The sequence below is a fragment of the Microbacterium esteraromaticum genome, assembly GCF_017303215.1.
GTDB classification, from domain to species: domain Bacteria; phylum Actinomycetota; class Actinomycetes; order Actinomycetales; family Microbacteriaceae; genus Microbacterium; species Microbacterium esteraromaticum_C.
This window is the reverse complement of the sequence record NZ_JAEMWU010000001.1, coordinates 2,045,242-2,068,436: the sequence shown is the minus strand read 5'-3', so window position 1 is coordinate 2,068,436 and position 23,195 is coordinate 2,045,242. Positions and strand designations below refer to the sequence as shown.

At 67.2% G+C, this 23,195-nt stretch carries 26 protein-coding genes and 6 tRNA genes; 25 read left to right on the top strand and 7 right to left on the bottom strand.

From position 1 onward, the window contains the following. Positions 1 to 16 precede the first annotated feature (16 nt). Positions 17 to 913, bottom strand: coding sequence for a rhodanese-like domain-containing protein (locus JF543_RS09555; RefSeq protein WP_206823879.1), 897 nt, complete (start codon positions 911 to 913; stop codon positions 17 to 19). A 129-nt stretch (positions 914 to 1,042) separates the two neighbouring features. On the opposite strand from JF543_RS09555, the gene zapE reads away from it, so the two are divergent. The 3 genes from zapE (at position 1,043) to JF543_RS09540 (ending at position 4,061) form a co-directional block, all read left to right on the top strand. Next, positions 1,043 to 2,089, top strand: a complete 1,047-nt coding sequence (zapE, locus tag JF543_RS09550; protein ID WP_206823877.1) for a cell division protein ZapE — start codon at positions 1,043 to 1,045, stop codon at positions 2,087 to 2,089. Positions 2,090 to 2,202: 113 nt separating this feature from the next. Next, entirely contained in the window at positions 2,203 to 3,438 is a 1,236-nt protein-coding gene (locus tag JF543_RS09545) for an ammonium transporter (RefSeq protein WP_206823868.1), read from the top strand. Between the two features lie 206 nt (positions 3,439 to 3,644). Continuing rightward, complete coding sequence (locus JF543_RS09540) at positions 3,645 to 4,061, top strand: type II toxin-antitoxin system PemK/MazF family toxin (RefSeq protein ID WP_242519685.1); 417 nt, start codon at positions 3,645 to 3,647, stop codon at positions 4,059 to 4,061. 3 nt (positions 4,062 to 4,064) lie between these two features. Here the strand turns inward: JF543_RS09540 and JF543_RS09535 are convergent, their stop codons facing one another. From JF543_RS09535 to JF543_RS09525, 3 genes are all read right to left on the bottom strand, one after another. Then, on the bottom strand, positions 4,065 to 4,646 hold the full coding sequence (locus JF543_RS09535) for a YceI family protein (RefSeq protein ID WP_179410760.1): 582 nt from the start codon (positions 4,644 to 4,646) through the stop codon (positions 4,065 to 4,067). Next, the gene (locus JF543_RS09530; RefSeq protein ID WP_206823867.1) at positions 4,643 to 4,951 is read right to left on the bottom strand and encodes a hypothetical protein; all 309 of its coding nucleotides are present in this window, start codon (positions 4,949 to 4,951) and stop codon (positions 4,643 to 4,645) included. The genes JF543_RS09535 and JF543_RS09530 overlap by 4 nt, the downstream gene beginning before the upstream one ends. Before the next feature lie 329 nt (positions 4,952 to 5,280). After that, a tRNA-Val gene (locus JF543_RS09525) sits at positions 5,281 to 5,356 on the bottom strand. Positions 5,357 to 5,553: 197 nt separating this feature from the next. Between JF543_RS09525 and JF543_RS09520 the strand changes: the two genes are divergently transcribed. The 14 genes from JF543_RS09520 to JF543_RS09455 all read left to right on the top strand — a co-directional run bounded on the left by JF543_RS09520 (position 5,554) and on the right by JF543_RS09455 (position 13,892). Continuing rightward, a tRNA-Gly gene (locus JF543_RS09520) sits at positions 5,554 to 5,626 on the top strand. A gap of 57 nt (positions 5,627 to 5,683) precedes the next feature. Further along, positions 5,684 to 5,754 (top strand) — tRNA-Cys (locus JF543_RS09515). A gap of 25 nt (positions 5,755 to 5,779) precedes the next feature. Next, positions 5,780 to 5,851: transfer RNA gene (locus JF543_RS09510), tRNA-Val, on the top strand. Between the two features lie 174 nt (positions 5,852 to 6,025). Beyond that, positions 6,026 to 6,098: transfer RNA gene (locus JF543_RS09505), tRNA-Gly, on the top strand. A 55-nt stretch (positions 6,099 to 6,153) separates the two neighbouring features. Beyond that, positions 6,154 to 6,225 (top strand) — tRNA-Val (locus JF543_RS09500). 218 nt (positions 6,226 to 6,443) lie between these two features. After that, positions 6,444 to 6,944: a hypothetical protein gene (locus tag JF543_RS09495; RefSeq protein ID WP_206823865.1), complete on the top strand. Its 501-nt coding sequence runs from the start codon at positions 6,444 to 6,446 to the stop codon at positions 6,942 to 6,944. 107 nt (positions 6,945 to 7,051) lie between these two features. After that, positions 7,052 to 7,237, top strand: coding sequence for a hypothetical protein (locus JF543_RS09490; RefSeq protein ID WP_179410763.1), 186 nt, complete (start codon positions 7,052 to 7,054; stop codon positions 7,235 to 7,237). Between the two features lie 50 nt (positions 7,238 to 7,287). Then, on the top strand, positions 7,288 to 8,706 hold the full coding sequence (locus JF543_RS09485; protein WP_206820494.1) for an MBL fold metallo-hydrolase: 1,419 nt from the start codon (positions 7,288 to 7,290) through the stop codon (positions 8,704 to 8,706). Positions 8,707 to 8,730: 24 nt separating this feature from the next. Further along, the gene (locus tag JF543_RS09480; protein ID WP_206823864.1) at positions 8,731 to 9,519 is read left to right on the top strand and encodes a TSUP family transporter; all 789 of its coding nucleotides are present in this window, start codon (positions 8,731 to 8,733) and stop codon (positions 9,517 to 9,519) included. A 29-nt stretch (positions 9,520 to 9,548) separates the two neighbouring features. Next, positions 9,549 to 10,100, top strand: a complete 552-nt coding sequence (locus tag JF543_RS09475) for a DUF4395 domain-containing protein (protein ID WP_274366955.1) — start codon at positions 9,549 to 9,551, stop codon at positions 10,098 to 10,100. A 40-nt stretch (positions 10,101 to 10,140) separates the two neighbouring features. Then, positions 10,141 to 10,515, top strand: coding sequence for a rhodanese-like domain-containing protein (locus JF543_RS09470; protein WP_179410766.1), 375 nt, complete (start codon positions 10,141 to 10,143; stop codon positions 10,513 to 10,515). Between the two features lie 258 nt (positions 10,516 to 10,773). Next, complete coding sequence (gene thrS / locus JF543_RS09465; protein ID WP_218848405.1) at positions 10,774 to 12,711, top strand: threonine--tRNA ligase; 1,938 nt, start codon at positions 10,774 to 10,776, stop codon at positions 12,709 to 12,711. Then, the gene (locus JF543_RS09460) at positions 12,708 to 13,268 is read left to right on the top strand and encodes an HIT family protein (RefSeq protein WP_179410768.1); all 561 of its coding nucleotides are present in this window, start codon (positions 12,708 to 12,710) and stop codon (positions 13,266 to 13,268) included. The genes thrS and JF543_RS09460 overlap by 4 nt, the downstream gene beginning before the upstream one ends. A 54-nt stretch (positions 13,269 to 13,322) precedes the next feature. Further along, a complete protein-coding gene (locus tag JF543_RS09455) occupies positions 13,323 to 13,892 on the top strand; it encodes a hypothetical protein (RefSeq protein WP_206823862.1) in 570 nt (189 codons plus the stop codon). 8 nt (positions 13,893 to 13,900) lie between these two features. On the opposite strand, the gene pdxY is transcribed toward JF543_RS09455, so the two are convergent. Together pdxY and JF543_RS09445 are read right to left on the bottom strand one after the other, a co-directional pair. Then, positions 13,901 to 14,752, bottom strand: coding sequence for a pyridoxal kinase PdxY (gene pdxY, locus JF543_RS09450; protein WP_206823860.1), 852 nt, complete (start codon positions 14,750 to 14,752; stop codon positions 13,901 to 13,903). 55 nt (positions 14,753 to 14,807) lie between these two features. Continuing rightward, a complete protein-coding gene (locus JF543_RS09445) occupies positions 14,808 to 16,112 on the bottom strand; it encodes an aminotransferase class I/II-fold pyridoxal phosphate-dependent enzyme (RefSeq protein WP_206823859.1) in 1,305 nt (434 codons plus the stop codon). A 66-nt stretch (positions 16,113 to 16,178) separates the two neighbouring features. On the opposite strand from JF543_RS09445, the gene pdxS reads away from it, so the two are divergent. Continuing rightward, on the top strand, positions 16,179 to 17,078 hold the full coding sequence (gene pdxS, locus JF543_RS09440) for a pyridoxal 5'-phosphate synthase lyase subunit PdxS (RefSeq protein WP_179410772.1): 900 nt from the start codon (positions 16,179 to 16,181) through the stop codon (positions 17,076 to 17,078). Next, the gene (gene pdxT / locus JF543_RS09435) at positions 17,068 to 17,679 is read left to right on the top strand and encodes a pyridoxal 5'-phosphate synthase glutaminase subunit PdxT (RefSeq protein WP_206823857.1); all 612 of its coding nucleotides are present in this window, start codon (positions 17,068 to 17,070) and stop codon (positions 17,677 to 17,679) included. Before pdxS ends, pdxT begins: the two co-directional genes overlap by 11 nt. A 3-nt stretch (positions 17,680 to 17,682) precedes the next feature. Here the strand turns inward: pdxT and JF543_RS09430 are convergent, their stop codons facing one another. Further along, the gene (locus JF543_RS09430; protein WP_206823855.1) at positions 17,683 to 18,597 is read right to left on the bottom strand and encodes an aminoglycoside phosphotransferase family protein; all 915 of its coding nucleotides are present in this window, start codon (positions 18,595 to 18,597) and stop codon (positions 17,683 to 17,685) included. Between the two features lie 40 nt (positions 18,598 to 18,637). Here JF543_RS09430 and JF543_RS09425 point away from each other — a divergent pair, with 40 nt between their 5' ends. The 6 genes from JF543_RS09425 (at position 18,638) to JF543_RS09400 (ending at position 23,170) form a co-directional block, all read left to right on the top strand. After that, complete coding sequence (locus JF543_RS09425; protein WP_206823853.1) at positions 18,638 to 19,516, top strand: DUF402 domain-containing protein; 879 nt, start codon at positions 18,638 to 18,640, stop codon at positions 19,514 to 19,516. Between the two features lie 110 nt (positions 19,517 to 19,626). Next, entirely contained in the window at positions 19,627 to 20,394 is a 768-nt protein-coding gene (locus JF543_RS09420; protein ID WP_179410776.1) for a YebC/PmpR family DNA-binding transcriptional regulator, read from the top strand. Positions 20,395 to 20,444: 50 nt separating this feature from the next. Next, the gene (gene ruvC / locus JF543_RS09415; RefSeq protein ID WP_179410777.1) at positions 20,445 to 21,023 is read left to right on the top strand and encodes a crossover junction endodeoxyribonuclease RuvC; all 579 of its coding nucleotides are present in this window, start codon (positions 20,445 to 20,447) and stop codon (positions 21,021 to 21,023) included. Positions 21,024 to 21,033: 10 nt separating this feature from the next. After that, a complete protein-coding gene (gene ruvA, locus JF543_RS09410; RefSeq protein WP_206823852.1) occupies positions 21,034 to 21,642 on the top strand; it encodes a Holliday junction branch migration protein RuvA in 609 nt (202 codons plus the stop codon). Further along, positions 21,635 to 22,666 (top strand): Holliday junction branch migration DNA helicase RuvB, encoded by a 1,032-nt coding sequence (gene ruvB / locus JF543_RS09405; protein ID WP_206823851.1) that lies wholly within the window; start codon positions 21,635 to 21,637, stop codon positions 22,664 to 22,666. The genes ruvA and ruvB overlap by 8 nt, the downstream gene beginning before the upstream one ends. 75 nt (positions 22,667 to 22,741) lie before the next feature. Beyond that, on the top strand, positions 22,742 to 23,170 hold the full coding sequence (locus JF543_RS09400) for a preprotein translocase subunit YajC (RefSeq protein WP_206823847.1): 429 nt from the start codon (positions 22,742 to 22,744) through the stop codon (positions 23,168 to 23,170). Positions 23,171 to 23,195: the final 25 nt, after the last annotated feature.

Genomic DNA, 23,195 nt, shown 5'->3' with positions numbered 1-23,195 from the left:
TGTGATTCTCCCACGCTCAGAGCGCGCCGGGCTCCGTGCCGGTCACGATCGGCACCCGCACGGCACTGCCCCATTCGGTCCATGAGCCGTCGTAGTTGCGTACGTTCTCGAAGCCCAGCAGGTGCTGCAGCACGAACCAGCTGTGGCTGGAGCGCTCTCCGATACGGCAGTACGCGATCACGTCGTCGCCGGGCGTGAGACCGGCGCCGTCGAGGTAGATCTGCTCCAGTTCGGCGCGCGACTTGAATCCGCCGTCCTCAGCTACCGCGCGCGCCCACGGCACACTCTGCGCCGTCGGAATGTGACCGCCGCGCAGCGCGCCCTCCTCGGGGTATGCGGGCATGTGGGTGCGCTCACCGGAGTACTCCTCGGGAGAGCGCACGTCGATCAGCGGTCCGTGGCCGATGATGGCCAGCACGTCGTCCTTGTAGGCGCGCAGCACCGAGTCGTCGCGCTCGACGACCGGGTACTCGGTGGCGGGACGCACGGTCTTCTCGGTGGTGAGCTCACGGCCCTCGGCGATCCACTTGTCGCGGCCGCCGTCGAGCAGGCGCACGTCCTCGTGCCCGAACAGTGAGAACACCCACAGGGCATATGCGGCCCACCAGTTGTTCTTGTCGCCGTAGATCACCACGGTGTCGTCGCGCGAGATGCCCTTGCGGCTGAGCAGAGCGGCGAAGCCCTCGCCGTCGACGTAGTCGCGCACCACCGGGTCGTTCAGCTCGGTGTGCCAGTCGACCTTCACCGCACCTGGGATGTGGCCGGTCTCGTACAGCAGCACGTCCTCGTCGGACTCGACGACGACGAGGCCGGGGGTGCCAAGGTTCTGTGCGAGCCACTCGGTGGTGACGAGACGACCGGGCTCGGCGTACTCGGCGAACTTGGCGGATGAGGTGTCGTGTGCGACGGTCACTATTGCTCCTCTGGGTGCAGGATGCCTGGGGTGTTGATGGACGGCGTAAAATCGAGCCGTCCCCTTTGACCCTAGATCCCTTCCAGCGTGCCCGCACTCGGATCGCAAGACTATGACTTCAGGAACGTGATGACCCAGCAGATCGGCACGGGTGTCGTGCATCTCACCGAACGCACACCCGTCGTGACCGGAGACGAGATGCTGGCCAGTCTTGTTCCGCCCCCGCAGTTCGACGGTGCGACCTTCGAGAGCTACCGTGCGGACGAGGCCTACCCGTCCCAGGATGAGGCGAAGCGCACGCTGATGCGCTTCGCCGGTGGGGGAGAGCCCCTGAAGAAGGCCGGGCTGTTCCGGCGCGCACCGAAGGTCGAGCCCATGAAGCCGGGCGTCTACCTGGACGGCGGGTTCGGCGTCGGCAAGACCCACCTGTTGGCGTCGGTGTATCACGCGATGCCGGCACGGCGGAAGTATTTCGGGTCGTTCATCGAATACACCGCGCTGGTCGGAGCTCTCGGCTACAAGAACACCGTCGATCTGCTGCGCGGGGCCGACCTGCTCTGCATCGACGAGTTCGAGCTCGACGACCCGGGCGACACCATGGTCATGACCCGACTGCTGGGCGAGTTGGTGGCATCCGGAACCCGCCTCGCCGCCACCTCGAACACGCCGCCGAACGCGCTCGGCGAGGGACGCTTCGCGGCGCAGGACTTCCTGCGCGAGATCCACGCGATGTCCGAGGCGTTCCAGACTCTGCGCATCGATGGCGTCGACTACCGGCAGCGCGCTATCGATGGCACTGCCGTCGTGCTCGACGATGCCGGCTACGCCGCGACGATCGCGCGGAGCGCGACCGCGGGGACGGCATCCGACGATGACTTCTCGGATGCCATCCGTCACCTCGCCCAGGTGCATCCTTCGCGCTACATCCGTCTCATCGACAACGTCGACGTGGTCGGTCTGCGCGACGTGCGCGTGCTGAGCGATCAGTCCGAGGCGTTGCGGTTCGTCGCATTCGTCGACCGCGTCTACGACGCGCAGCTGCCGATCGCCGCGACCGGCGTCTCGCTCGACGCCGTGTTCGCCGATGAGATGCTCTCGGGCGGTTACCGCAAGAAGTACCTGCGCGCGATCTCCCGACTCAACGCACTCACACACTCATTGCCCGACGCCGCGTAACGCGACGTTCACATTCGGCCACGGCCTGTAACACGGCCGCAACACAGCGCGTCGGTCGTCGAAACACGGCCGCCGCAGACTGAGCCTCGTTCACATGATTGAAGGAGGTTGGGATGGATGCTGCGGGCAACATCTCCTGGGCGATCACAGCCACTGCACTGGTGCTGCTGATGACACCGGGAGTGGCATTCTTCTATGGCGGACTGGTCAAGGCCAAGAGCGTCATCAGCATGATGATGATGAGCTTCGGCGCGATCGGTCTGATCGCGGTGCTCTGGGTGCTGTACGGGTTCTCGATGAGCGCGGTGTCAGACCCGATGCAGTTCGCGGGCAATCCCTTCGCCGACTTCGGCCTGGTGGACACCGCCGCGGGGGACGGTGCGAACGTGGCGCTGCTGAGCGTGGCTTACGGCGCTACGTTCGCGATCATCACGGTCGCGCTGATCTCGGGAGCGATCGCGGATCGGGCGAGGTTCGGTCCGTGGTTGATCTTCGTCGGCGTGTTCGGCACCCTCGGGTACTTCCCGATCGCCGCATGGGTGTGGGGCGGTGGCTGGATCATGAACCTCGGAACGGCGCTGTTCGGTGAGGAGAGCGGCATCGCCGTGATCGACTACGCCGGTGGCACCGCGGTGCACATCAACGCGGGAGCCGCCGCTCTCGCGCTGGCGCTCGTGCTGGGCAAGCGGATCGGCTTCGCCAAGGGCATCCAGCGTCCGCACAACGTGCCGCTGACGCTGCTGGGGGCGGCGTTGCTGTGGTTCGGCTGGTTCGGGTTCAACGCCGGTGCGGAGTGGCTGGCCGACGACATGGGCAAGGTGGGCCTGATCGGGATCAACACCCTGGGGGCGGCGGCCGCGGGCATCCTCGGCTGGATCCTGATCGAGCGCATCAAGGACGGCAAGCCGACGTCGGTCGGCGCGGTGTCGGGCCTCGTGGCCGGTCTTGTCGCGATCACGCCGGCCTGCGCGAACCTCACGCCCGGTTGGGCGCTGCTGCTGGGCGCACTCGCGGGAGTCGCCTGCGCTCTTGCGGTGGACCTGAAGTACCGCTGGGGCTTCGATGACTCGCTCGACGTCGTGGGTCTGCACCTGGTGGGAGGTCTCCTGGGCACGGTGTACCTCGGCTTCTTCGCGACCGACCAGGGGCTGTTCACCGGTGGGGACTGGCGGTTGCTCGCGGTGCAGGTGATCGCGGCCGGGGGAGTGCTGGTGTACTCGTTCGTGGTGGCCTTCGTGATCGGCTTGGCGATCGAGAAGACGATCGGGTTCCGGGTGACCAGCGAGGATGAGGTCGCGGGCGTCGACCAGGTCGTGCATGGCGAGGCGGGCTACGCGCTGGTCGAGTAGCTGCTGGATAGGGTGGGCAGGTGAGCTCGACGAACAAGTTCCTGTCCGCCCTCGCCGGCATCGTCAATCGGATGCTGGTGAAGGACGAATCACAGCGACCACCGCGTCGCCGGCACGCCGGCGACGCGGTGCTTCGTCCGGAGGGGCGGTCGCGTTCGGGTGGGTCGGTCGCACGCGATCAGGCTGAGGACGTCGAGCCGGGGCGGATGCCCGGTGCCGAGACCGTGCAGGTCGATCCGGAACGGGTCGATGACGTCGCGGTCGGCTACTCACCGTCCCGCAATGACGCGCCGGACTCGGGTGAGATCATTTGGACCTGGGTGCCGTACGAGGAGAACGACGGCCGCGGCAAGGACCGCCCCGTTCTCGTGATCGGGCGGCACACGGCCGATCGCGTGTACGCCGTGCGGATGACCAGCAAGCCGCATGACCGCGATCGTGACTACCTGCCGATCGGCTCGGGAGCGTGGGATGTGCGCGGGCGTGAGTCCTGGGTGGACATCGAGCAGCTGTACAGCGTGCACCACGACGGCATGCGCCGCGAGGCGGCGGTGCTTGACGCTCAGCGCTACGCGCGTGTGGCGCGTGCGCTGATCGCACGCTACGGCTGGGCGCGTGAGTAGGGCTCAGTCGCCCTGACCACCCTCGTCGGACTGCTCGGGCTGCGTCTTCACCGCGGAGATCTCGAACTCGAGCGTGATCTTCTCTGAGACCAGCACGCCACCCGAGTCGAGCGGAGTGTTCCACTCCAGGCCGAAGTCTCTGCGATTCAGGCGCCGACTTCCCTCGAAGCCGGCCCGCAGCTCGCCGTACGCCCCCGTCTCGATGCCCGTCAGGGCCAGCGGGATCATCACCTGACGCGTGACGTCGCGGATGGTGAGCTCTCCCGTGACGCCGAACGCGCGATCGTCGACCTCTTCGATCTGCGTGCTCACGAACGTGATCTGCGGCCACTTCTCGGCGTCGAAGAAGTCGGCGCTGCGCAGGTGCTCGTCGCGCTGAGGGCTGCGGGTGTCGATGCTGGAGACCTCCATGCTGACCTTCGCCCAGGACTTCTCGGGCTGCTCGGTGTCGACATGCAGGTGACCGGTGATGTCGTTGAACGCCCCGCGAACGGTCGTGACCATCGCGTGCTTGGCCGAGAATCCGATGCGGGTGTGAGCCGGGTCGATCTCCCAATCGCCGTTCACCTTCGCGTGTTCGATCACGTGACGCTCCTGTTTCTTCTCGCTCGGGTAGCGATATGCCGGATCGAGCGTACCGGCATCGGTTGGGTCCGGTCGAACGGTGCCACGGGAGCGTGCGGCGTGCGCCCATCAGCCAGTGTCCCCGTTCCGACGAAGACGCCCGCCAGGATCCAGGCGGACGCCTGCCCGTAGCCCGTTCCCGGAGGTACATCGTGGTGCCCGCCGACGAAGCCCAGCGCGAGTGCGTACTCGGTGATGCTGTTCATGAGCAGCACGAGCACAGCAGCGCTGATGCCGAGAACTCGTGCAGGGCGAGTTCGAAGCACGAAGGCGGCCGTGATGGTGAGAACAAGAGCGAGACCCCAGAGAGGCGCCAATGCTGCGAGATGCTCCGGGCCATCCATCGCCGCCGTGCAGGCCTCGACGGAACTTCCTGCAGCGCAAGGGAGCCACGCCTCGTGGGTCAGTATCGCGCCGCGGATGCCCACCGCAACAAGCGAGGCCGCCAGCACCCCACCAAGCACAAGTCGAAACGCGCGCATCCGAGCCCCCAGTTCGTCGCGGCTCAGCCTAGCGCCGGCGAGTGCGTCGCTTCACTCGGCATGGACCGCCCGCTTGGAACGAAGAAAGGCCCGGGAGCTTCCCGGGCCTTCGATGGTGGGCGATGCGGGACTCGAACCCACGACCTCTTCCGTGTGAAGGAAGCGCGCTACCAACTGCGCCAATCGCCCATGTGTTGTTGTGATGTGCTCAAGGGCACAGATAGAGAGCATACCCGATCGGCGGGGGAGTGCCGGCACCGTGGCGCAGCCCGGGCGTGGCGCTCGGCGTGCGCGTCGTCGGACACGCCCGGATGCGCGGAGTGGTTTGGTGATGCGGTGAACCTGGGCTAATGTATTTCAAGTGCCCGGGACGCCGGGAACGAAATGCGGATGTAGCGCAGTTGGTAGCGCATCACCTTGCCAAGGTGAGGGTCGCGAGTTCGAGTCTCGTCATCCGCTCGAGTGCAGGAGCCCCCGTAAGGGGGTTTCGGCATGTGGAGTTCGAATCCACCTCGCGGTGGCGTGGCCGAGAGGCTAGGCACCGGCCTGCAAAGCCGTTTACACGGGTTCGAATCCCGTCGCCACCTCTCCGACAACTGAATAGCCCATTGGGCGCGATTGGCGCAGCGGTAGCGCGCTTCCCTGACACGGAAGAGGTCACTGGTTCGATCCCAGTATCGCGCACAGACGAAACCCCCGGTCCAGCCGGGGGTTTTCTTGTTTCCGATGCAGTGGATGCCCAGTGTGATCGGGCATCTGCCGCACTCGGCTTCCCTGCCAGGTGCGCCGTGTGTGGTCGGTCGGGGTGGTGAACGTGGGGTAAAGTAGTTGATGTGCCCGGGACACCGGGAACAAAATGCGGATGTAGCGCAGTTGGTAGCGCATCACCTTGCCAAGGTGAGGGTCGCGAGTTCGAGTCTCGTCATCCGCTCGAAAGTAGGAAGTCCCGCAAGGATCCTGCTGGTCTGAACTGAACAGCCCTTTGGGCGCGATTGGCGCAGCGGTAGCGCGCTTCCCTGACACGGAAGAGGTCACTGGTTCGATCCCAGTATCGCGCACAGAAAGAACCCTCTGAGACATCAGGGGGTTCTCTGCTTTCCGTGTCACACACCCGCATCGGGGCGATGGACAGCATCCGCCGTGACGACCGACGCGCCACGCACTCGCGCTGTCCCGTACCTTGGTCGTGATGTCGGGACGCGGGCGTTGACCGGAGTCGACTCCCGCTGCATCGCTCCAACGCGGGGGTGATGCGTCCCGCGGGGAGGAGTGCACCATGGCCCACGGTCGCTCGAAACGGGCAGTGAACGCCGAACGGCTCAAGGAGCGCATCTACATCTCCTTCGCCGCGCTAGCGGTGCTGGTTGCCCTCTCTGCCCACGAGGTGGCGCCTGAAGCTGCCACCGGAACGCTCGTGATCACTGTGCTGGGAACGGTGACCGCCGTTTTTGTGGCCGACATGCTCTCGCATCTGGTTGTGCAGGGCGGGCTTCCCACTGCTGCCGAGTTGCGCCACGCGCTGGCCGCGAGTTTTGGGGCCGCAACCGCCGGCATCGCCCCTGTGCTGCTGCTCACCGGGGCGATCGCGGGGTGGTGGTCAACGGAGTGCGCGCTACTGGCAGGGCAACTGTGCGTCGTGCTCGGCCTGGTCATCGTCGCGTACCTCGCTGTGCGACGCGTGCCGATGCGCTGGTGGCAGCGGATCATCGCACTCGGCGTCGAAGCGCTCGTCGGCTCTCTCGTCGTCATCATTCAGGTCGCCGCCCACGGCGGCTGACGGCCGGCGATCCGCTCTTCGATTTGGCATTCGTTATACCCCCTAGGGTATAGTCGATCTCATCACGCATACCCCTAGGGGTATCCAAATGAGATTGAGGATGAGTCATGTGCCGACCGACGACCTGCCGCACCTGCGGAAAGACGACCTGGGCGGGCTGCGGCCAGCACGTCGCATCTGTGAAGCGCAGCGTTCCCGCCGGACAGTGGTGCGGCGGAACGCACACGCAAGCGCAGATCGACGCCGCCAAGTCCGAGCGCGGCGGATTCTTCGCACGCCTGTTCGGGCGCTGAGAACACGCACCACCCACTGACCGACTGCTCCGCACACGAAGGGACTGACCATGCTTCTGGAACGCATCTACGATGAGGACCTCGCGCAGGCGAGCTACGTCATCGGCTGCCAGGCGAAGGGCGAGGCGATCGTCGTCGACCCCCGCCGCGACCTCGACGTCTACCTGGATCTTGCCGCGAAGAACGGTATGAAGATCGTCGCCGTCACCGAGACCCACATCCACGCGGACTACCTCTCAGGCACCCGCGAGCTCGCCGCCGCCACCGGCGCGACGATGTACGTCTCCGACGAGGGTGGTCCCGACTGGACGTACTCGGATGCCTTCGTCGGCGCCGTGCGGATGAAGCACGGTCACCGCATCGCACTCGGCAACATCACCGTCGAGGCGGTTCACACCCCCGGACACACCCCCGAGCACCTGTCGTTCCTCGTCACCGATGGCGCGCAGTCGAGCGATCCCGGGTTCATGCTCACCGGAGACTTCGTGTTCGTCGGTGATCTCGGACGCCCCGACCTGCTCGATGAGGCCGCCGGCTTCGTCGACACCCGTTTTGCCGGGGCCAAGGATCTGTTCGCCAGCCTGCGCGACCGGTTCCTCACCCTGCCCGATTACGTGCAGGTGCTTCCCGCCCACGGTTCCGGATCGGCCTGCGGCAAGGCGCTGGGCGCGATCGCATCGACCACGGTCGGCTACGAGCGCAACTTCTCGTGGTGGTCCCGCTATCTGAAGAACGATGATGAGCAGGGCTTCATCGATGAGTTGCTCAACGGCCAGCCCGACGCTCACGCGTACTTCGCTCGGATGAAGCAGCAGAACAAGATCGGCCCCGCAGTGATCGGCGACGAGCCCGAGCTCATCGAGTACACCAGCGAGCGGCTGGGCATCGAACTCGCCGATGACAGTGTCATCTTCGTCGATACCCGCCACAACGGCCAGGTGCACGAGGGAACGGTCGAGGGCGCCCTCAACATCCCGGGCGTTCAGAAGGCCGCCAGCTACGGCGCGTGGGTGTACGACCCCGAGACAGAGCAGCGTCCGCTGGTGCTGCTCGCCGCGAGTCGCGACGAGGCCGAGCAGATGCGCGATCACCTGATCCGCGTCGGCATTGACGCTGTGCGGGGCTTCATCACCTCTCTGGACGGACTCGACCTGGTCGTACCCAAGCTCGTCCAACCCGAGGACCTCGACGGATTCGAGCATGTCCTGCTGCTCGACGTGCGCAACAAAACCGAGTTCGCTGCCGGACACCTGCCGGGCGCCGCACAGCTCTCGGGCGGCCGTGTGCTGTGGAACCTGGACCAACTGCCGGCTGCGGACGCCGGCACGATCGTCACCTACTGCCAGAGTGGCGTGCGCAACAGCGTCGCCGCCAGTGCACTGCGCCGCAAGGGCTACGACATCGCCGAGCTCGACGGCAGCTACAACGCCTGGGTCCAGATGTCGGGCGCCCTGCCCGTCGCCGCCTGATCCGAAGCCCGTTCTGGAGCCCGAGTGGAACCCCATCTGATCATCATCGCTCTCGCGCTTGCCGCGCTGGTGGGCGTCTCGCTCGGGCTTCTCGGCGGCGGAGGGTCGATCCTCACCGTTCCGATTCTCACCTACGTACTGGGGATGGAACCGCGAGAGGCGATCGCCTCGTCGCTGTTCATCGTCGGTGCGACCAGCGCGGTGAGCATGATCAGTCATGCGCGCGCCGGGCGAGTGCGCTGGAAGACCGGCGCACTCTTCGGCGTGGCCGGTATGGCCGGCGCCTTCGTCGGCGGGCTCATCGGCGGGTTCATCCCTGGTGTGGTGCTCATGGTGCTCTTCGCGATCATGATGATCGTCACCGCCATCGCCATGATCCGCGGACGCAAGTCCGCGGGCGACGCGGCATCGGCACCCACACACGGCCGTGCGACGATCCGCATCCTCATCGACGGACTTCTCGTCGGCGTCGCGACGGGTCTGGTCGGCGCCGGCGGGGGATTCCTCGTCGTGCCCGCGTTGAATCTGCTCGGCGGCCTGCCCATGGCCGTCGCCGTCGGTACCTCGCTGCTCGTGATCGCCATGAAGTCGTTCGCGGGGCTCGGTGGATACCTGCTCTCGGTTCCCGTGCAGTGGCCCATCGTGCTCGGATTCACCGCAGCGGCGATCGCCGGATCGTTCGTCGGCGTCGCCCTCGCCGGACGCCTCCCCGAGCGGGCACTCCGCCGCGGGTTCGGCATCTTCGTGCTGGCGATGGGCGCGTTCGTACTGACCCAAGAACTGCCCCCACTCCTGACGACCCTGACCACCTGACCGCCCTCACCACCAGACAGGACAGCCCTGTGACATCCGACCCCTCCGGCATTCGCGCCGACGCGCCGAGGATCGGCCGCTTCGTCCCCGGCTACGCAACCGCCGTCATCGACGAGCGTGCCGTGCGCGCCGGCGCCGGCATCCTCTTCCTGCTCGGTGGTGTCTCCTTCGCGGCGGCGTACTTCACCGGTCGCGTCGAGATCATGCAACCGTTCGGCATGCTCTTTCTGATCGACATGCTGCTGCGTGTGACAGCCGGAGACCGGTGGTCACCGTCGCTCGCGCTCGGTCGTCTCGCTGTCCGAGGGCAGCGTCCGGAGTGGGTTGGCGCACCGCAGAAGGCATTCGCATGGTGGCTCGGCTTCGGTCTTGCGGCCATTTCGTGCGCCAGCATGGGGGTGTTCGCCGCGCCGTTGTGGCTCACACTGGCGTTGTGCAGCATCTGCCTGACGCTCCTGTTCCTGGAGACCGCCTTCGGCATCTGCGTCGGCTGCGCCCTGCAGGCGCGATTCGGCCGTACGCCACCGCAGTACTGTCCAGGCGACAGCTGCGTCGTCGAACAACCCACCCCCACTTCTTGATCACCCCGCCTCACCACGACCCCTACGAAAAGGACACCTCATGCGCCGTCTTCTCGCCGTCTCGGCATCCGCCATCGCCCTCGCCCTGACGCTGACCGCCTGTGCCGGTTCGCCGAGCACCACCGCCGAACCGATCGAGATCAGCACCGACACCGTCGTGCTCGACGTGCGCACTCCCGACGAGTACGCGGGCGGGCACCTCGAAGGGTCGACCCTGCTCGACTTCAACAGCGGTGAGCTCGCCGCCGCGATCCCGAACCTGGACCCCGACGCGGAGTACCTCGTCTACTGCCGCTCGGGCAACCGAGCCGGTCAGGCCATCGCGCTGATGGAGCAGGCCGGATTCACCACGCTCACCAATCTCGGCTCGCTGCAGCAGGCCGCCGATGCCACGGGCCTGCCGATCGTGAAGTGAGGGAGCGGGGTACTCCGGCGCGCGTCGCCGAACGCGTAGACTCGTGGGCATGGAATCCGCCGCGCTGACCATCGTGACCTCTGTCACCGGTGTCGTCGTGCGAACTACGAGGGCCTGAGCGGGCAGGGCGCACAGCGCCCGCAGCTGAGTCGACTCCTTCCATCGTCTATCTGGAGATACCCCGTGTCAGACAACGCCCAGTCCACCTCCGAACAGCGCGACGGCTTCGCCCTGTTCACCGATCGATCCGTCGTCGCGATGACCGTCAACGGCGAACTGAAAGATCTCGCCGCCACCGTCACCGACACCGACGTGGTCGAGCCGGTCACGATCGACAGCCCGGTCGGCCTCAGCATCCTGCGCCACTCGACCGCGCACGTGCTCGCGCAGGCGGTGCAGCGCATCCGTCCGCAGTCGAACCTCGGTATCGGCCCGCCGATCACGGACGGCTTCTACTACGACTTCGGCGTCGATGAGCCCTTCACCCCCGAGGATCTGAAGGCGATCTCGAAAGAGATGCAGCGCATCATCCGCGAAGGTCAGCGCTTCACGCGCCGGGTCGTCACCGAGAGTGAAGCGCGCGCCGAACTCGCACACGAGCCCTTCAAACTCGAGCTGATCGATCTCGCCGGAGGGCCTGGCTCGGGCGCGGATGCTGCCGAAGGCGCTTCCGCGGAGATCGGCGGCGGCGAGCTGACCATCTACGACAACGTCACGAAGGACGGCGAGGTCGCTTGGAAGGATCTCTGCCGCGGCCCGCACGTGCCAGGCACGCGCATGATCGGCAACGGATGGGACCTCACCCGCGTCGCGGCCGCTTACTGGCGCGGTAGCGAGAAGAACCCCCAGCTGCAGCGGATCTACGGTACGGCCTGGCCCACCAAGGAAGAACTGCGCGCGTACCAGGAGCGTCTGGCCGAGGCCGAGCGTCGCGACCACCGCAGGCTCGGCGTCGAGATGGACCTGTTCTCGTTCCCGGACGAGATCGGCTCGGGACTGGCGGTGTTCCACCCCAAGGGTGGCATCATCCGCTACGAGATCGAGGAGAACCTGCGCCGCCACCTGCTGCGCAACGGGTACGACGTCGTCAACTCCCCGCACATCACCAAGAAGGACCTGTTCCAGACGTCGGGGCACCTGCAGACCTACGCCGACGGCATGTTCCCCCCGATGCACCTCGATGAGGTCGTCGACGACGAGGGCAACGTCACGCGCCAGGGGCAGGATTACTACCTCAAGCCGATGAACTGCCCGTTCCACAACCTGATCTTCCGCGCGCGCGGTCGCAGCTACCGCGAATTGCCGTTGCGCCTGGCCGAGTTCGGCACGGTGTACCGGTATGAGAAGAGCGGCACGCTCTCGGGTCTGACGCGTGTGCGCGGCCTGACGCAGGACGACGCGCACATCTACGTCACCCAGGACCAGGTGCGCGAGGAACTCGCGACCAACCTCAACCTCGTGCTCGAGCTGTTGCGCGATTACGGGCTGAACGATTTCTACCTGGAGCTGTCGACCAACGAGGTGGGCAACCCCAAGTTCCTCGGTGAGCCCGAGCAGTGGACCACCGCGATCGACACGCTGCGCGAGGTCGCCGTCGAGTCCGGTCTCGAGCTGGTGGACGACCCGGGTGGAGCGGCGTTCTACGGTCCGAAGATCTCGGTGCAGGCGCGCGACGCCATCGGACGCACCTGGCAGATGTCGACGATCCAGCTCGACTTCAACCAGCCCGAGCGCTTCGAACTGGAGTACACCGGCCCCGACGGAGCCAAGCACCGCCCGGTGATGATCCACCGCGCCCTGCTCGGCTCGGTGGAGCGCTTCTTCGCGATCCTGCTGGAGCACTACGCCGGCGACTTCCCGCTGTGGTTGGCTCCCGCGCAGGTGGTCGGCGTGCCGGTGGCCGATGACTTCGGTCCCTACCTCGACGAAGTCATCGGGCAGTTGCGCGCCGCGGGCATCCGCGCCGACGTCGACCATTCCGACGACCGGATGCAGAAGAAGATCCGCAACCACACCACCGCCAAGGTGCCGCTGATTCTCATCGCAGGTGCGCAGGACCGCGACGCCGGAACCGTCTCGTTCCGCTTCCGTGACGGCACCCAGGAGAACGGCGTGCCGGTCGAGGTCGCGATCGAGCGGATCCGGAACGCAGTCGCGAACCACGCGCGGGTGATGACGGCCGAGGACCTCGCGTGAGTACGGAACAGGATCAGCAGCCGACGCCCGAGGACGCCCGGCACCTCGCCGGTGTTCCGGATGAGTTCCAGCGGCTATGGACTCCGCACCGGATGGCGTACATCCAGGCGGGGCCGGAGCCGCTGCGTGAGGAGTGCCCGTTCTGCGAGGCACCCAAGCACGATGACGCCGAACGACTGATCGTCGCGCGTGGCAAGACCGCGTACGTGCTGCTGAACCTGTTCCCGTACAACTCCGGCCACCTTCTGGTGTGCCCCTACCGTCACATCGGCACCTACGATCAGGCCACGCCCGAGGAGGTCGCCGAGATCGGCGCTCTCACGCAGATCGGGATGCGCGTGCTGCGGGACGTCTCGCGGTGCGATGGCTTCAACCTCGGAATGAATCAGGGAGCCGTGGCAGGTGCCGGCGTCGCCGAGCACCTGCATCAGCACATCGTGCCGCGGTGGTCGACCGACGCGAACTTCTTCCCGATCATCGCCAAGACCAAGGCGCTGCCACAGCTGCTCGGCGAGGTGCGCGACGCCGTGGCCCACGCCTGGCCTGTGGATAACTGAGTCGTCGGTGGCGCTGCGCTGAAAGACTGGGGTGACAGATTCTCGGGAGGGAATATGACCACCGCATCTCATCGCCTGAGCGTGGCTGCGCCGCTCGCCGTCGTGGCCACGCTCGCGCTCGCCCTGACTGCCTGCGCGCCGACGGAGTCGCCGCGCACAACCCCCACGGACAGCTCGGCACCCGCACCCGACGACGACAAAGCCATGGCCGATGCTCTCGCTGAGCGCGATGCCTTCCTCGAAGAGCAGCAGTTGCCGCTCGATGGGTCACCTTTGGTCGCTGTCACCGAAGCGCAGAAGCAACTCGTGGCGCAGGCGCGTGAGCGCGCGGAAGCGCAGGGCGGCACCTGGACCGAGCGGGAGGAATGGATCCTGCTCGCGCTGGGGTCGGATACCTGCGAGAGCGGCATCCTGAACCAGCACCGCATCGATGCCGAGTTCATGATGGCCATGCTCAGCGGTTCGCCATTGGTGCAGCAACTGGTCCCCGCAGACGCGACGCAAAGCGAGCTCGGCGCGCGTCTTCAGGGCATTGCGAAGACCGCGGTGTTCGCCGCCGGGTACATGTGCCCCGATGACAAAGCCGCGTGGGACGCCGCGCTGCAAGAGGCGTTTCCCGAGTAGTCGGGTGCTCAGCGCACCTGCCGTGCGGTGAACTGCATCCGCGGGTTGGCGTAGCGTTCCTGCGATTCGATCAGGCGCAGTTCGCGATCCCCGGAGTCGAGGGTCGCCTGCAGCAAGTCGAACACGCTCGACACCGTGCGCTCGAGCGCGAGCTTCGCATCGCCGGTCGAGACGTAGTGTGCGGTGAACAGCGCCGCCGTCACGTCTCCCGAGCCATTGGCCTTCATCGGCAGGTGCGGTGTGGCGACGAGCCAGGCGCCCTTGCCGTCCACGGCAAGCATCTCGATCGTTCCCTCGTCGCGGTCAGGGCGCTCGACCGAGGTGACCAGCACGGTCGACGGTCCCATGGCCATCGCGGCGTCAACCGAGGCCAGGGTGGAATCCAGGGTGTCGGGCTCGGTTCCCGTCAGGAAGCCGAGCTCGAACTGGTTCGGGGTGATGATGTCGGCCACGGGCACGACGCGATCACGCAGCAGGTCGGGGATCGCGGGAGCGACGAAGCAACCCGACTTGGCGTTGCCCATCACGGGGTCGCACGCGTACACGGCGTTCGGATTCGCCGCTTTCACCTGTGCCACGGCGTCGATGATGACGTCGGCAATGCCCTCGCCACCCTGGTAGCCGCTGAGCACGGCGTCGATCTCGGGCATCACGCCGCGCTCACTGATGCCGGTGATGACCTCGCGCACGTCGGTCGGGTCGATCATCGGTCCGCGCCACGCCCCGTACCCGGTGTGGTTCGAGAAGTTCACCGTGTAGACCGGCAGCACATCGACACCGATGCGCTGCAACGGGAAGACGGCGGCGGAGTTGCCGACGTGTCCGTGAGCGACGGCCGACTGGATCGAGAGGATCTTCATCCCCTCATCCTCTCATCCGGCGGACCCGCGCCCGTCACTGCCGTGCGACGGGTGCTCAGCGCTGCGCGGCGACCAGATCATCGATCAGACGCGCGGCGTCGGCATCCGACAGATCGTGCACCGTCAATCGCAGGTGGTGCGACGCGGGCGAGGATTCGTCGATGCAGAACTCGTCGCCCGTGCGCGCCAACCACCCGCGCCGCATCAGGCGCTCGGCGGTCGTGCGCGCGGGGGCGGCCAATCGCACCCACAGGCTCAGCCCGTCGACGGAACTCGTCGAGATGCCGTGCGTCTCGAGCGCGGCGGCGAAGGCGGCGTTGCGCTCTGCGTAGTGCGCGGATGCCGTCGAGATCTGCGTCCTCGCCGACGCATCGGTCAGCTGAGCGTGCGCCAGACGCTGCAGCAGATGGCTGACCCAGGTCGTGCCGGGGCTCAGACGCAATGCGAGTCGTTCTGCCGTCGTGGGATCAGTCGCGGCGAGCGCGAGGCACATATCGGGACCGAGGAACTTCGACACCGAGCGAACGAGCGCGTAGCGGCGGTGCTGAGGGCCGATGAGGGTCGCGTACGCGTGCGGGGAGAGCAGTGAGAAGTGATCGTCCTCGATGATGAGCACGTACGGGTGATCGGCCAGAACCTCGCGCAGCGCGGCGGCACGCTCGGATGTGAGGGTGACACCGGTCGGGTTCTGCGCACGCGGCGTGCTGATGATGGCGCGGACGCCGGCGTCGAGCGCCGCACGCAACCCCTCGACGGTCATGCCCTCGTCATCGACCGGCACGGGCACGGCGCGGTAGCCGCCCAGGCGCACCGTATGGATGCTCGCCAGGAAGCAGGGGTCTTCGAGCGCGACGGCATCATCGCGCATCAGCGCCTGGGCGAGCAGCCGCTCCACGGCGTCGACGGCTCCGCTGGTGACGCAGATGGTGAGATCGTCGCGGTGCAGATCGGCGTGCATCCACTCACGGGTCCACGCTTCGAGCGCCGCGTCGATGACCGGTTCGCCGTACAGCACGGGACGCCCCACGATGCGGCTGAGCGCGGGGGTCGGGTCGGGGATGAGCGATGGGTCGGGGTTGCCCGAGGCGATGTCGTGCAGCACGGTATCGGCGAGGCCCTCTTGCGCGACGCTCTCGGCACCGGCGATCAGCGTGCCGGCTCGGCCGCGGGAGATGACGAGTCCGGCCCCGGCGAGCTGACGGTAGGCGGCGACGGCGGTGTTGCGATTGATTCCGAGGCGGACGGCCAGTTCGCGCACCGGGGGGAGGGCGTCGCCGGGGCGCAGCGTGCCGCGTTCGCGCAGGCCGCGCACACTGTCGGCGATCTCTGCGGCGGTGCTTCCGGTGATCTGGTCGTCCACGGTTCGATTCTATGGTGCTATGTTTTGACATAGGCCAAACCGATTTTTGTCACAAGAGGAGTGACCATGGCATCCGACCAGAACCCCACCACCGGATCGCAGCGGGTCAAGCGCGGTCTCGCCGAGATGCTCAAGGGCGGCGTCATCATGGACGTCGTCACCGCAGAGCAGGCGAGGATCGCCGAGGATGCCGGTGCCGTCGCCGTCATGGCGCTCGAGCGCGTGCCGGCGGACATCCGCGCGCAGGGCGGCGTCTCGCGGATGAGTGACCCCGACATGATCGACAGCATCATCGACGCCGTCTCGATCCCCGTGATGGCCAAGGCGCGCATCGGGCACTTCGTCGAGGCGCAGGTGCTGCAGGAGCTCGGCGTCGACTACATCGACGAGTCCGAGGTGCTCTCGCCCGCCGACTACGTCAACCACATCGACAAGTGGCCCTTCACCGTGCCGTTCGTGTGTGGTGCGACTCACCTGGGTGAGGCGCTGCGCCGCATCACCGAAGGAGCGGCGATGATCCGCTCGAAGGGTGAGGCCGGCACCGGCGACGTGTCCGAGGCGATGAAGCACATCCGCAAGATCCGTGGTGAGATCGCAGCTCTCGGCGCACTGTCGAAGGATGAGCTGTACGTTGCCGCGAAGGAACTGCAGGCGCCCTACGAGCTCGTCGCCGAGATCGCCGAGACCGGTCAGCTGCCCGTCGTGCTGTTCGTCGCCGGTGGCGTTGCCACTCCCGCCGATGCCGCGATGATGATGCAGCTCGGTGCGGACGGTGTGTTCGTCGGGTCGGGCATCTTCAAGTCCGGCGACCCGGCGGCGCGCGCGAAGGCGATCGTGAAGGCGACGACCTTCTTCGACGACCCCAAGGTCGTCGCCGAGGTCTCGCGCGGGCTGGGGGAAGCGATGGTCGGCATCAACGTCAGCGACCTGCCCGCGCCGCACCGTCTCGCCGAGCGTGGCTGGTAGCCCGCACGTCGGCGTGCTCGCGCTGCAGGGTGACGTGCGCGAGCACGCCGCCCTGCTCGCGAGCCTCGGGGCTGAGGTGACGCTTGTCCGTCGTCCCGAGGAACTCGCCCGTGTCGACGGGCTCGTCATCCCCGGTGGGGAGTCGAGCGTCATCGACAAGCTGGCGCGCACCTTCGGCATGCAGCATCCGATCCGCGACGCGATCTCGGCAGGACTTCCGGTGCTGGGTACCTGCGCGGGACTGATCATGCTCGCGGACCGGCTCGCGGACGGCATCGAAGGGCAGCAGACCTTCGGAGGACTCGACGTTCTCGTGCGCCGAAACGCGTTCGGACGTCAGGTCGACTCCTTCGAGGGGGCGATCCACGTGCCGGCCCTGGGCGAGCCCGCTGTGCGGGCCGCATTCATCCGCGGTCCCGTGGTCGAGGACGTCGGATCGGATGCCGTCGTGCTGGCCGTCCTGGACGACGGCAGCATCGTCGCCGTCGAACAGGGGAACCTGCTCGGGATCAGCTTCCACCCCGAGATCTCGGGGGAGACGCGGTTCCACGAGCGCTTCCTCGCCAGGGTGGCGGAGCGGACGGCAGCCCGCGCCGCCTGACAGTCACAGCAGCGCGCTGAGCCACCGCAGCGCCGCGAACGCTTGCGCGCGCTGGAAGGCGCGCAGGCCGGGGACCTGCGCCGGCTCGGGTTGCCCCTGCCAGTACCAGAAGTACGAGCTGATGCCCGCGATGATCGGCAGGTGCTCGTGCGGGTCGGGCGCGCCGAACTCTTGAAAGATCGGCCATGCCTGTTCGCAGGGCGGGCCGCCGCCGGCCTCGATGCTCGGCAACAGGGACGGCAGGTCGAACCACGGCACACCGCGCACCGCCCACGGCCAGTCCACGAATCGTGCGTCGCCGTCACCGATGAGGATGTTGTCCGCACGGAGATCGCCGTGGATCAGCGTCCGCCCAGTGACGGCGTCGGCGAACCCTCGCTCCATATCCACCAGGCGCGGTATCTGCGCGGCCAGGTCGTGCGGCAGTGCGTCTCGCAAAGCGGCGTCGTCGGCAATCCGATGCCACCGTGTGAAGTCCGCTATGTCATCCCGAGCATCCGGGACGCCACCCGGGGCGGGGGTCTCGGCGAGACGGCTCAGCGTGCGCGCGACCGACCGCAGGTCCGCGGCCGACCATGCCGCGCCGGGGTGAGCGCCGTCGACGACGTCGGTGACGAGGGCGAAGCCGTCATCGCCGTCGATGACGGCAAGAGCACGCGGCGCCAGCGACCGCGGGATGCTGGGGAGCAGCGCGCCCTCCCGGCGGTAGAGCATGATCGAGACTGCGTGGGAGGCGGGCCCCTTCACGAACGCCCTTCCCTTTGTGGTGCTGACGACGCCGGCGTATCCCGCGCTGAATCCGCCCTGCGCGGCAACGTCATCGACATACGTGCCGCCGATGGAATCCACAACGCTCGCTCGAAGCCCGGCGGGCAACGACGACCACGCGGGCCTGGCCCGCTGCGCACCTGCTTGCATCCGGCAAGCGTATCGATGCCTCGGGAGCTACCTTGGTCCAATGCGTCTTGCTCTCGGTACACCCAGCGTCAGCGCCAGCGGCGGTACGGCCACCTTGGTCGCACGTCGGGGCGCTTCTTGGTCGAGCATTGCGCGTATGCGGATGCCGTGGCGCGATGCCCTGGCACGATTGGACTCCCCGGGGCACGACGGTGCGCACGCGGATGAGTTGTTCGATCATGCTGTACCGTCCGCGGACGAGGCGGCTCCGCGGTTCGAAGCGGGGCAAGAGATCCTCTGGCGCTATGGACGGATCATCGAGGCCGTGCGTGTCGTCCGTGACGACCATCGGGGCCTGGTGGTGTGGGTGCCGTCCGGCTCCGCGCGCCTTCAGCCCGTCCCCGTTGCTGCCGCGCACACACGCGACATTCCCCTTGAGAAGCGCTTCAGCGTTCCCTGGGTCATCCGCGAGTCCGCGTGGACCGGTCCTGGCGTCGTGCGGGTGGCTCCGGCTGGCCGCCCCTGGTCCGTGTGGTTCTTCCGCTCAGATGACGGTGAACCCGCGGGAGCGTACGTGAACTTGGAGCTGCCACACCGTCGTGTTGGCGGGGTGGGTGCCGCTGTCTACTCGCGCGATCTCGTGCTCGACCTCTGGGTCGACGCGGCACATGTCGGCAGTGAGGACATCTGGCTGAAGGACAGCGACGAGCTCGATGCTTCCGTTGATCAAGGACGCTTCACCGAGGAGCAGGCCGACGCCGTGCGAACGCTTGCGGATTGCGCGGCGAAGGAGTTCATCCTCGACGGTGGGTGGCCCCTCAACGAGGGGTGGGAGCGATGGCAACCCCCGGCCGAGATGGATGCTCCGGTGGGGCTGCCCGATTTGCCGACCGTCGCTGCTGCGCGTGCGCGCAGCGGCGCCTCGCCGCTGTTCGGGTGAGCGTCGAGGCGTGGGACGAGCGGCGTCATCTCGTGAGGACAGAGCGTCATGCGTTTAGACTGGACGACGCCCTGGAGGCGACTCCGGGCGGATAAGACGAGCGGAGACATATGTCCGGGCATTCCAAGTGGGCCACGACGAAGCACAAGAAGGCGGTCATCGACGCACGCCGTGCGAAGTCGTGGGCGAAGCTGATCAAGAACATCGAGGTCGCGGCGAAGCTGGGCGGCGCCGACCTGGCGGGCAATCCGACGCTCTACGACGCCGTCTTCAAGGCGAAGAAGATGTCGGTTCCCAAGGACAACATCGACCGCGCGGTGAAGCGCGGTGCGGGCATCGGCGGCGAGGCCGTCGAGTACGCGTCGATCATGTACGAGGGCTATGGTCCCAACGGTGTGGCACTGATGATCGAGTGCCTCACCGACAACAAGAACCGCGCCGCTGCCGAGGTGCGCACAGCCCTCAGCCGTAACGGCGGCACGCTGGCAGACCCGGGCTCGGTCGCCTACAACTTCTCGCGCAAGGGCGTCATCGTAGTCGGCTCCGAGGGCACCACCGAGGACGACGTCATGATGGCGGCGCTCGAAGCGGGAGCCGAGGAGATCGAGCCGCACGCCCAGGGGTTCGAAGTCGTGACCGAGGCGACCGATCTCGTCGCGGTGCGCACGGCGCTGCAAGAAGCGGGCATCGACTACGAGTCGGCGGACGTCGAGTTCGTGCCGAACCTCAAGGTCGAGATCGACGCAGACACCGCGCGCAAGATCTTCCGCCTGATCGATGCGCTCGAAGACAGCGACGACGTGCAGAACGTGTTCAGCAACTTCGACCTGCCCGCCGAGGTGCAGGCCGAGCTCGAGAACGACGGCGACGAGGACTGACTCCGGGCGCGCCTGATCAACGCACGCACGGCGGACCGTAGCCTGGGGGAGTGAGCACCCTTCGCGTATTGGGCATCGACCCTGGGCTGACCCGTTGCGGCGTCGGCATCGTGGATGTCGATCGCGCCCGCAGGGCCACCCTTGTGCACGTGGGTGTTGTGCGCACCCCGCCCGACGCCGACATCGCTGAGCGCCTCGCCGGCATCGCCGCGGGCATCCGCACCGCGATCGACGAGCACCGTCCCGAGGCCGTCGCCGTTGAACGCGTCTTCGCGCAGCAGAACCGTCAGACGGTGATGGGTACAGCGCAAGCCTCCGGTGTCGCGCTGCTCATCGCCGCCGAAGCGGGTCTTCCGGCGGCGACCCACACGCCCAGCGAGGTCAAAGCGGCCGTCACCGGATACGGGTCCGCCGACAAGCGGCAGGTGCAGTCCATGATCGCCCGCATCCTGCGCTTGGATGCCCCACCCCAGCCCGCAGACGCCGCGGATGCCCTGGCAATCGCGCTGTGCCATGCATGGCGACGGGACGGTGCGTCGGTCGCCGGGGGAGCCGCCCAGACACCGGCTCAACGTGCGTGGGCGGATGCTGAGCGCGTCGCTCGAATGTATGTACGACCCAACCGCTAGGCTGACAGGCATGATCTCCTCCCTGCGCGGCACGGTTCTGCACGCGGTCTCCGGCCAGGTCGTCATCGAGACAGGCGGTGTCGGCTTCGCCGTCTTCGTGCCCAATGACATCGCGCACACCGCGGTCGTGGGGGAACAGCTTCGCCTGCACACCAGTCTGATCGTTCGTGAGGACGCGCTGACCTTGTACGGCTTCGGCGATCTGGACGAGCTGGAGATCTTCGGTCAGCTGCTGAGCGTCACCGGCGTCGGCCCGAAGTCGGCGCTCGGTGTGCTCTCGCGGCTGACGGTCGATCAGATCGCCGAGGCTGTCACGGCCGAGGACGATGCCCCGTTCCGTCGGGTATCGGGGATCGGTCCGAAGACGGCGAAGCTGATCGTGGTGCAGCTGGCCGGCAAGGTGCAGCCCCGTGTCGCCACTGCACCGGTGGGTGCCCCCGAGACGGTCGTCACCGACCAGGTCGTGGCCGCGCTGGTCGGCCTCGGTTGGTCCGAGAAGGTCGCGGCCGAAGCCGTGGCGCAGACGGCCGAGATCGCCACCGACGCCGAGAACGAATCGGTGCCCGCGTTGCTGCGCCGTACGCTGGCGGCGATGGGGCCGGGGGCGAACCGTGGCTGAGCACGCGCGCGATGCGGCCGAAGCCCTCGACGCCACCGAGCTGGCGATCGAGGGCGCTCTGCGCCCGTCGAGCCTGGACGAATTCGTCGGTCAGGCCAAGGTGCGCGGTCAGCTGCAGCTGCTTCTGGAAGCCGCACGCCTGCAGGAGCGCACAGCGGACCACATCCTGCTCGCCGGCCCACCCGGCCTCGGCAAGACGACGCTGGCGATGATCGTCGCCCACGAGAGCGGACGCCCGTTGCGGTTGTCGAGCGGCCCAGCGATCCAGCACGCCGGCGACCTCGCTGCGCTCCTGTCGAGCCTCACGCCCGGCGAGGTGCTCTTCATCGACGAGATCCACCGGATGGCGCGATCGGCCGAAGAGATGCTCTACCTGGCGATGGAGGACTTCCGCATCGACATCATGGTCGGCAAGGGGGCCGGCGCCACGAGCATCCCGCTGGAGCTCGCGCCCTTCACCCTCGTCGGAGCCACGACGCGCTCGGGTCTGCTACCCAACCCACTGCGTGACCGGTTCGGCTTCACCGGCCACCTCGAGTTCTACAGCGCTGACGACCTCGAACAGGTCATCGACCGGTCTGCCGGTGTTCTCGGTGTGCGTCTGCCCGATGACGCGCTTTCCGAGATCGCGCGTCGCTCGCGCGGCACGCCCCGCATCGCGAACCGCCTGCTGCGCCGCGTGCGCGACTACGCACTCGTCCACGGCGGCGGGCACGATGCGTCGCTCTCGGATGTGCGCTCAGCGCTGGAGCTGTACGACGTCGACGCGATCGGCCTCGACCGGCTCGACCGCGCGGTGCTCGATGCGCTCGTGCGGCGTTTCCGCGGGGGACCGGTCGGCCTCAGCACGCTCGCCGTCGCCGTGGGTGAGGAGAGCGAGACCGTCGAGAGCGTGGTCGAACCATACCTCGTGCGCATCGGCTTTCTCGGGCGCACGCCGCGCGGGAGGATCGCGATGCCCGACGCGTACGCGCACCTCGGGATCTCGCACCCCGAGGGAGTGGCATTGTTCGATGACCTATAATCGCTGAAGACTTCCCGGCCATATCCCCCTACGCACCGCCGCGTTCGGCGTGCACTTCGAAAGGCTTCAACTCTCATGGAAATCATCCTCTTCGGACTTCTCGCCGTGATGCTCGTGTTCATGTTCATGAACACGCGCAAGCGCCAGAAGCAGATGAAGGAACAGCAGGAGGAGAAGGCCGCCAAGACGATCCCCGGCGCGAAGGTGCTGCTGCAGGGGGGTCTGTACGGAACCGTCGTCTCGTACGACGCGGTCGACCTCGACAAGCCCGCACAGATCGAACTCGCTCCCGGCGTGGTCATCGAGGTGCACAGCCAGGCGATCCTGCGCGTGGTCGACCCGACCGAAGAGACCGTCGACTCCGACGACGTCGCTGAGGAAGAGGCCGTCGAGCAGCATGTCGACACCGTCCCCGCGAAGGACGCGACCGATGGTATCGAGGCGATCCAGGTCGAGACGCCCGAGGAGACCAAGGCTCGCCTCGAGCGCAACGACGAGAACTGACGCCTGCGGGCGTCTCACGCGGAAA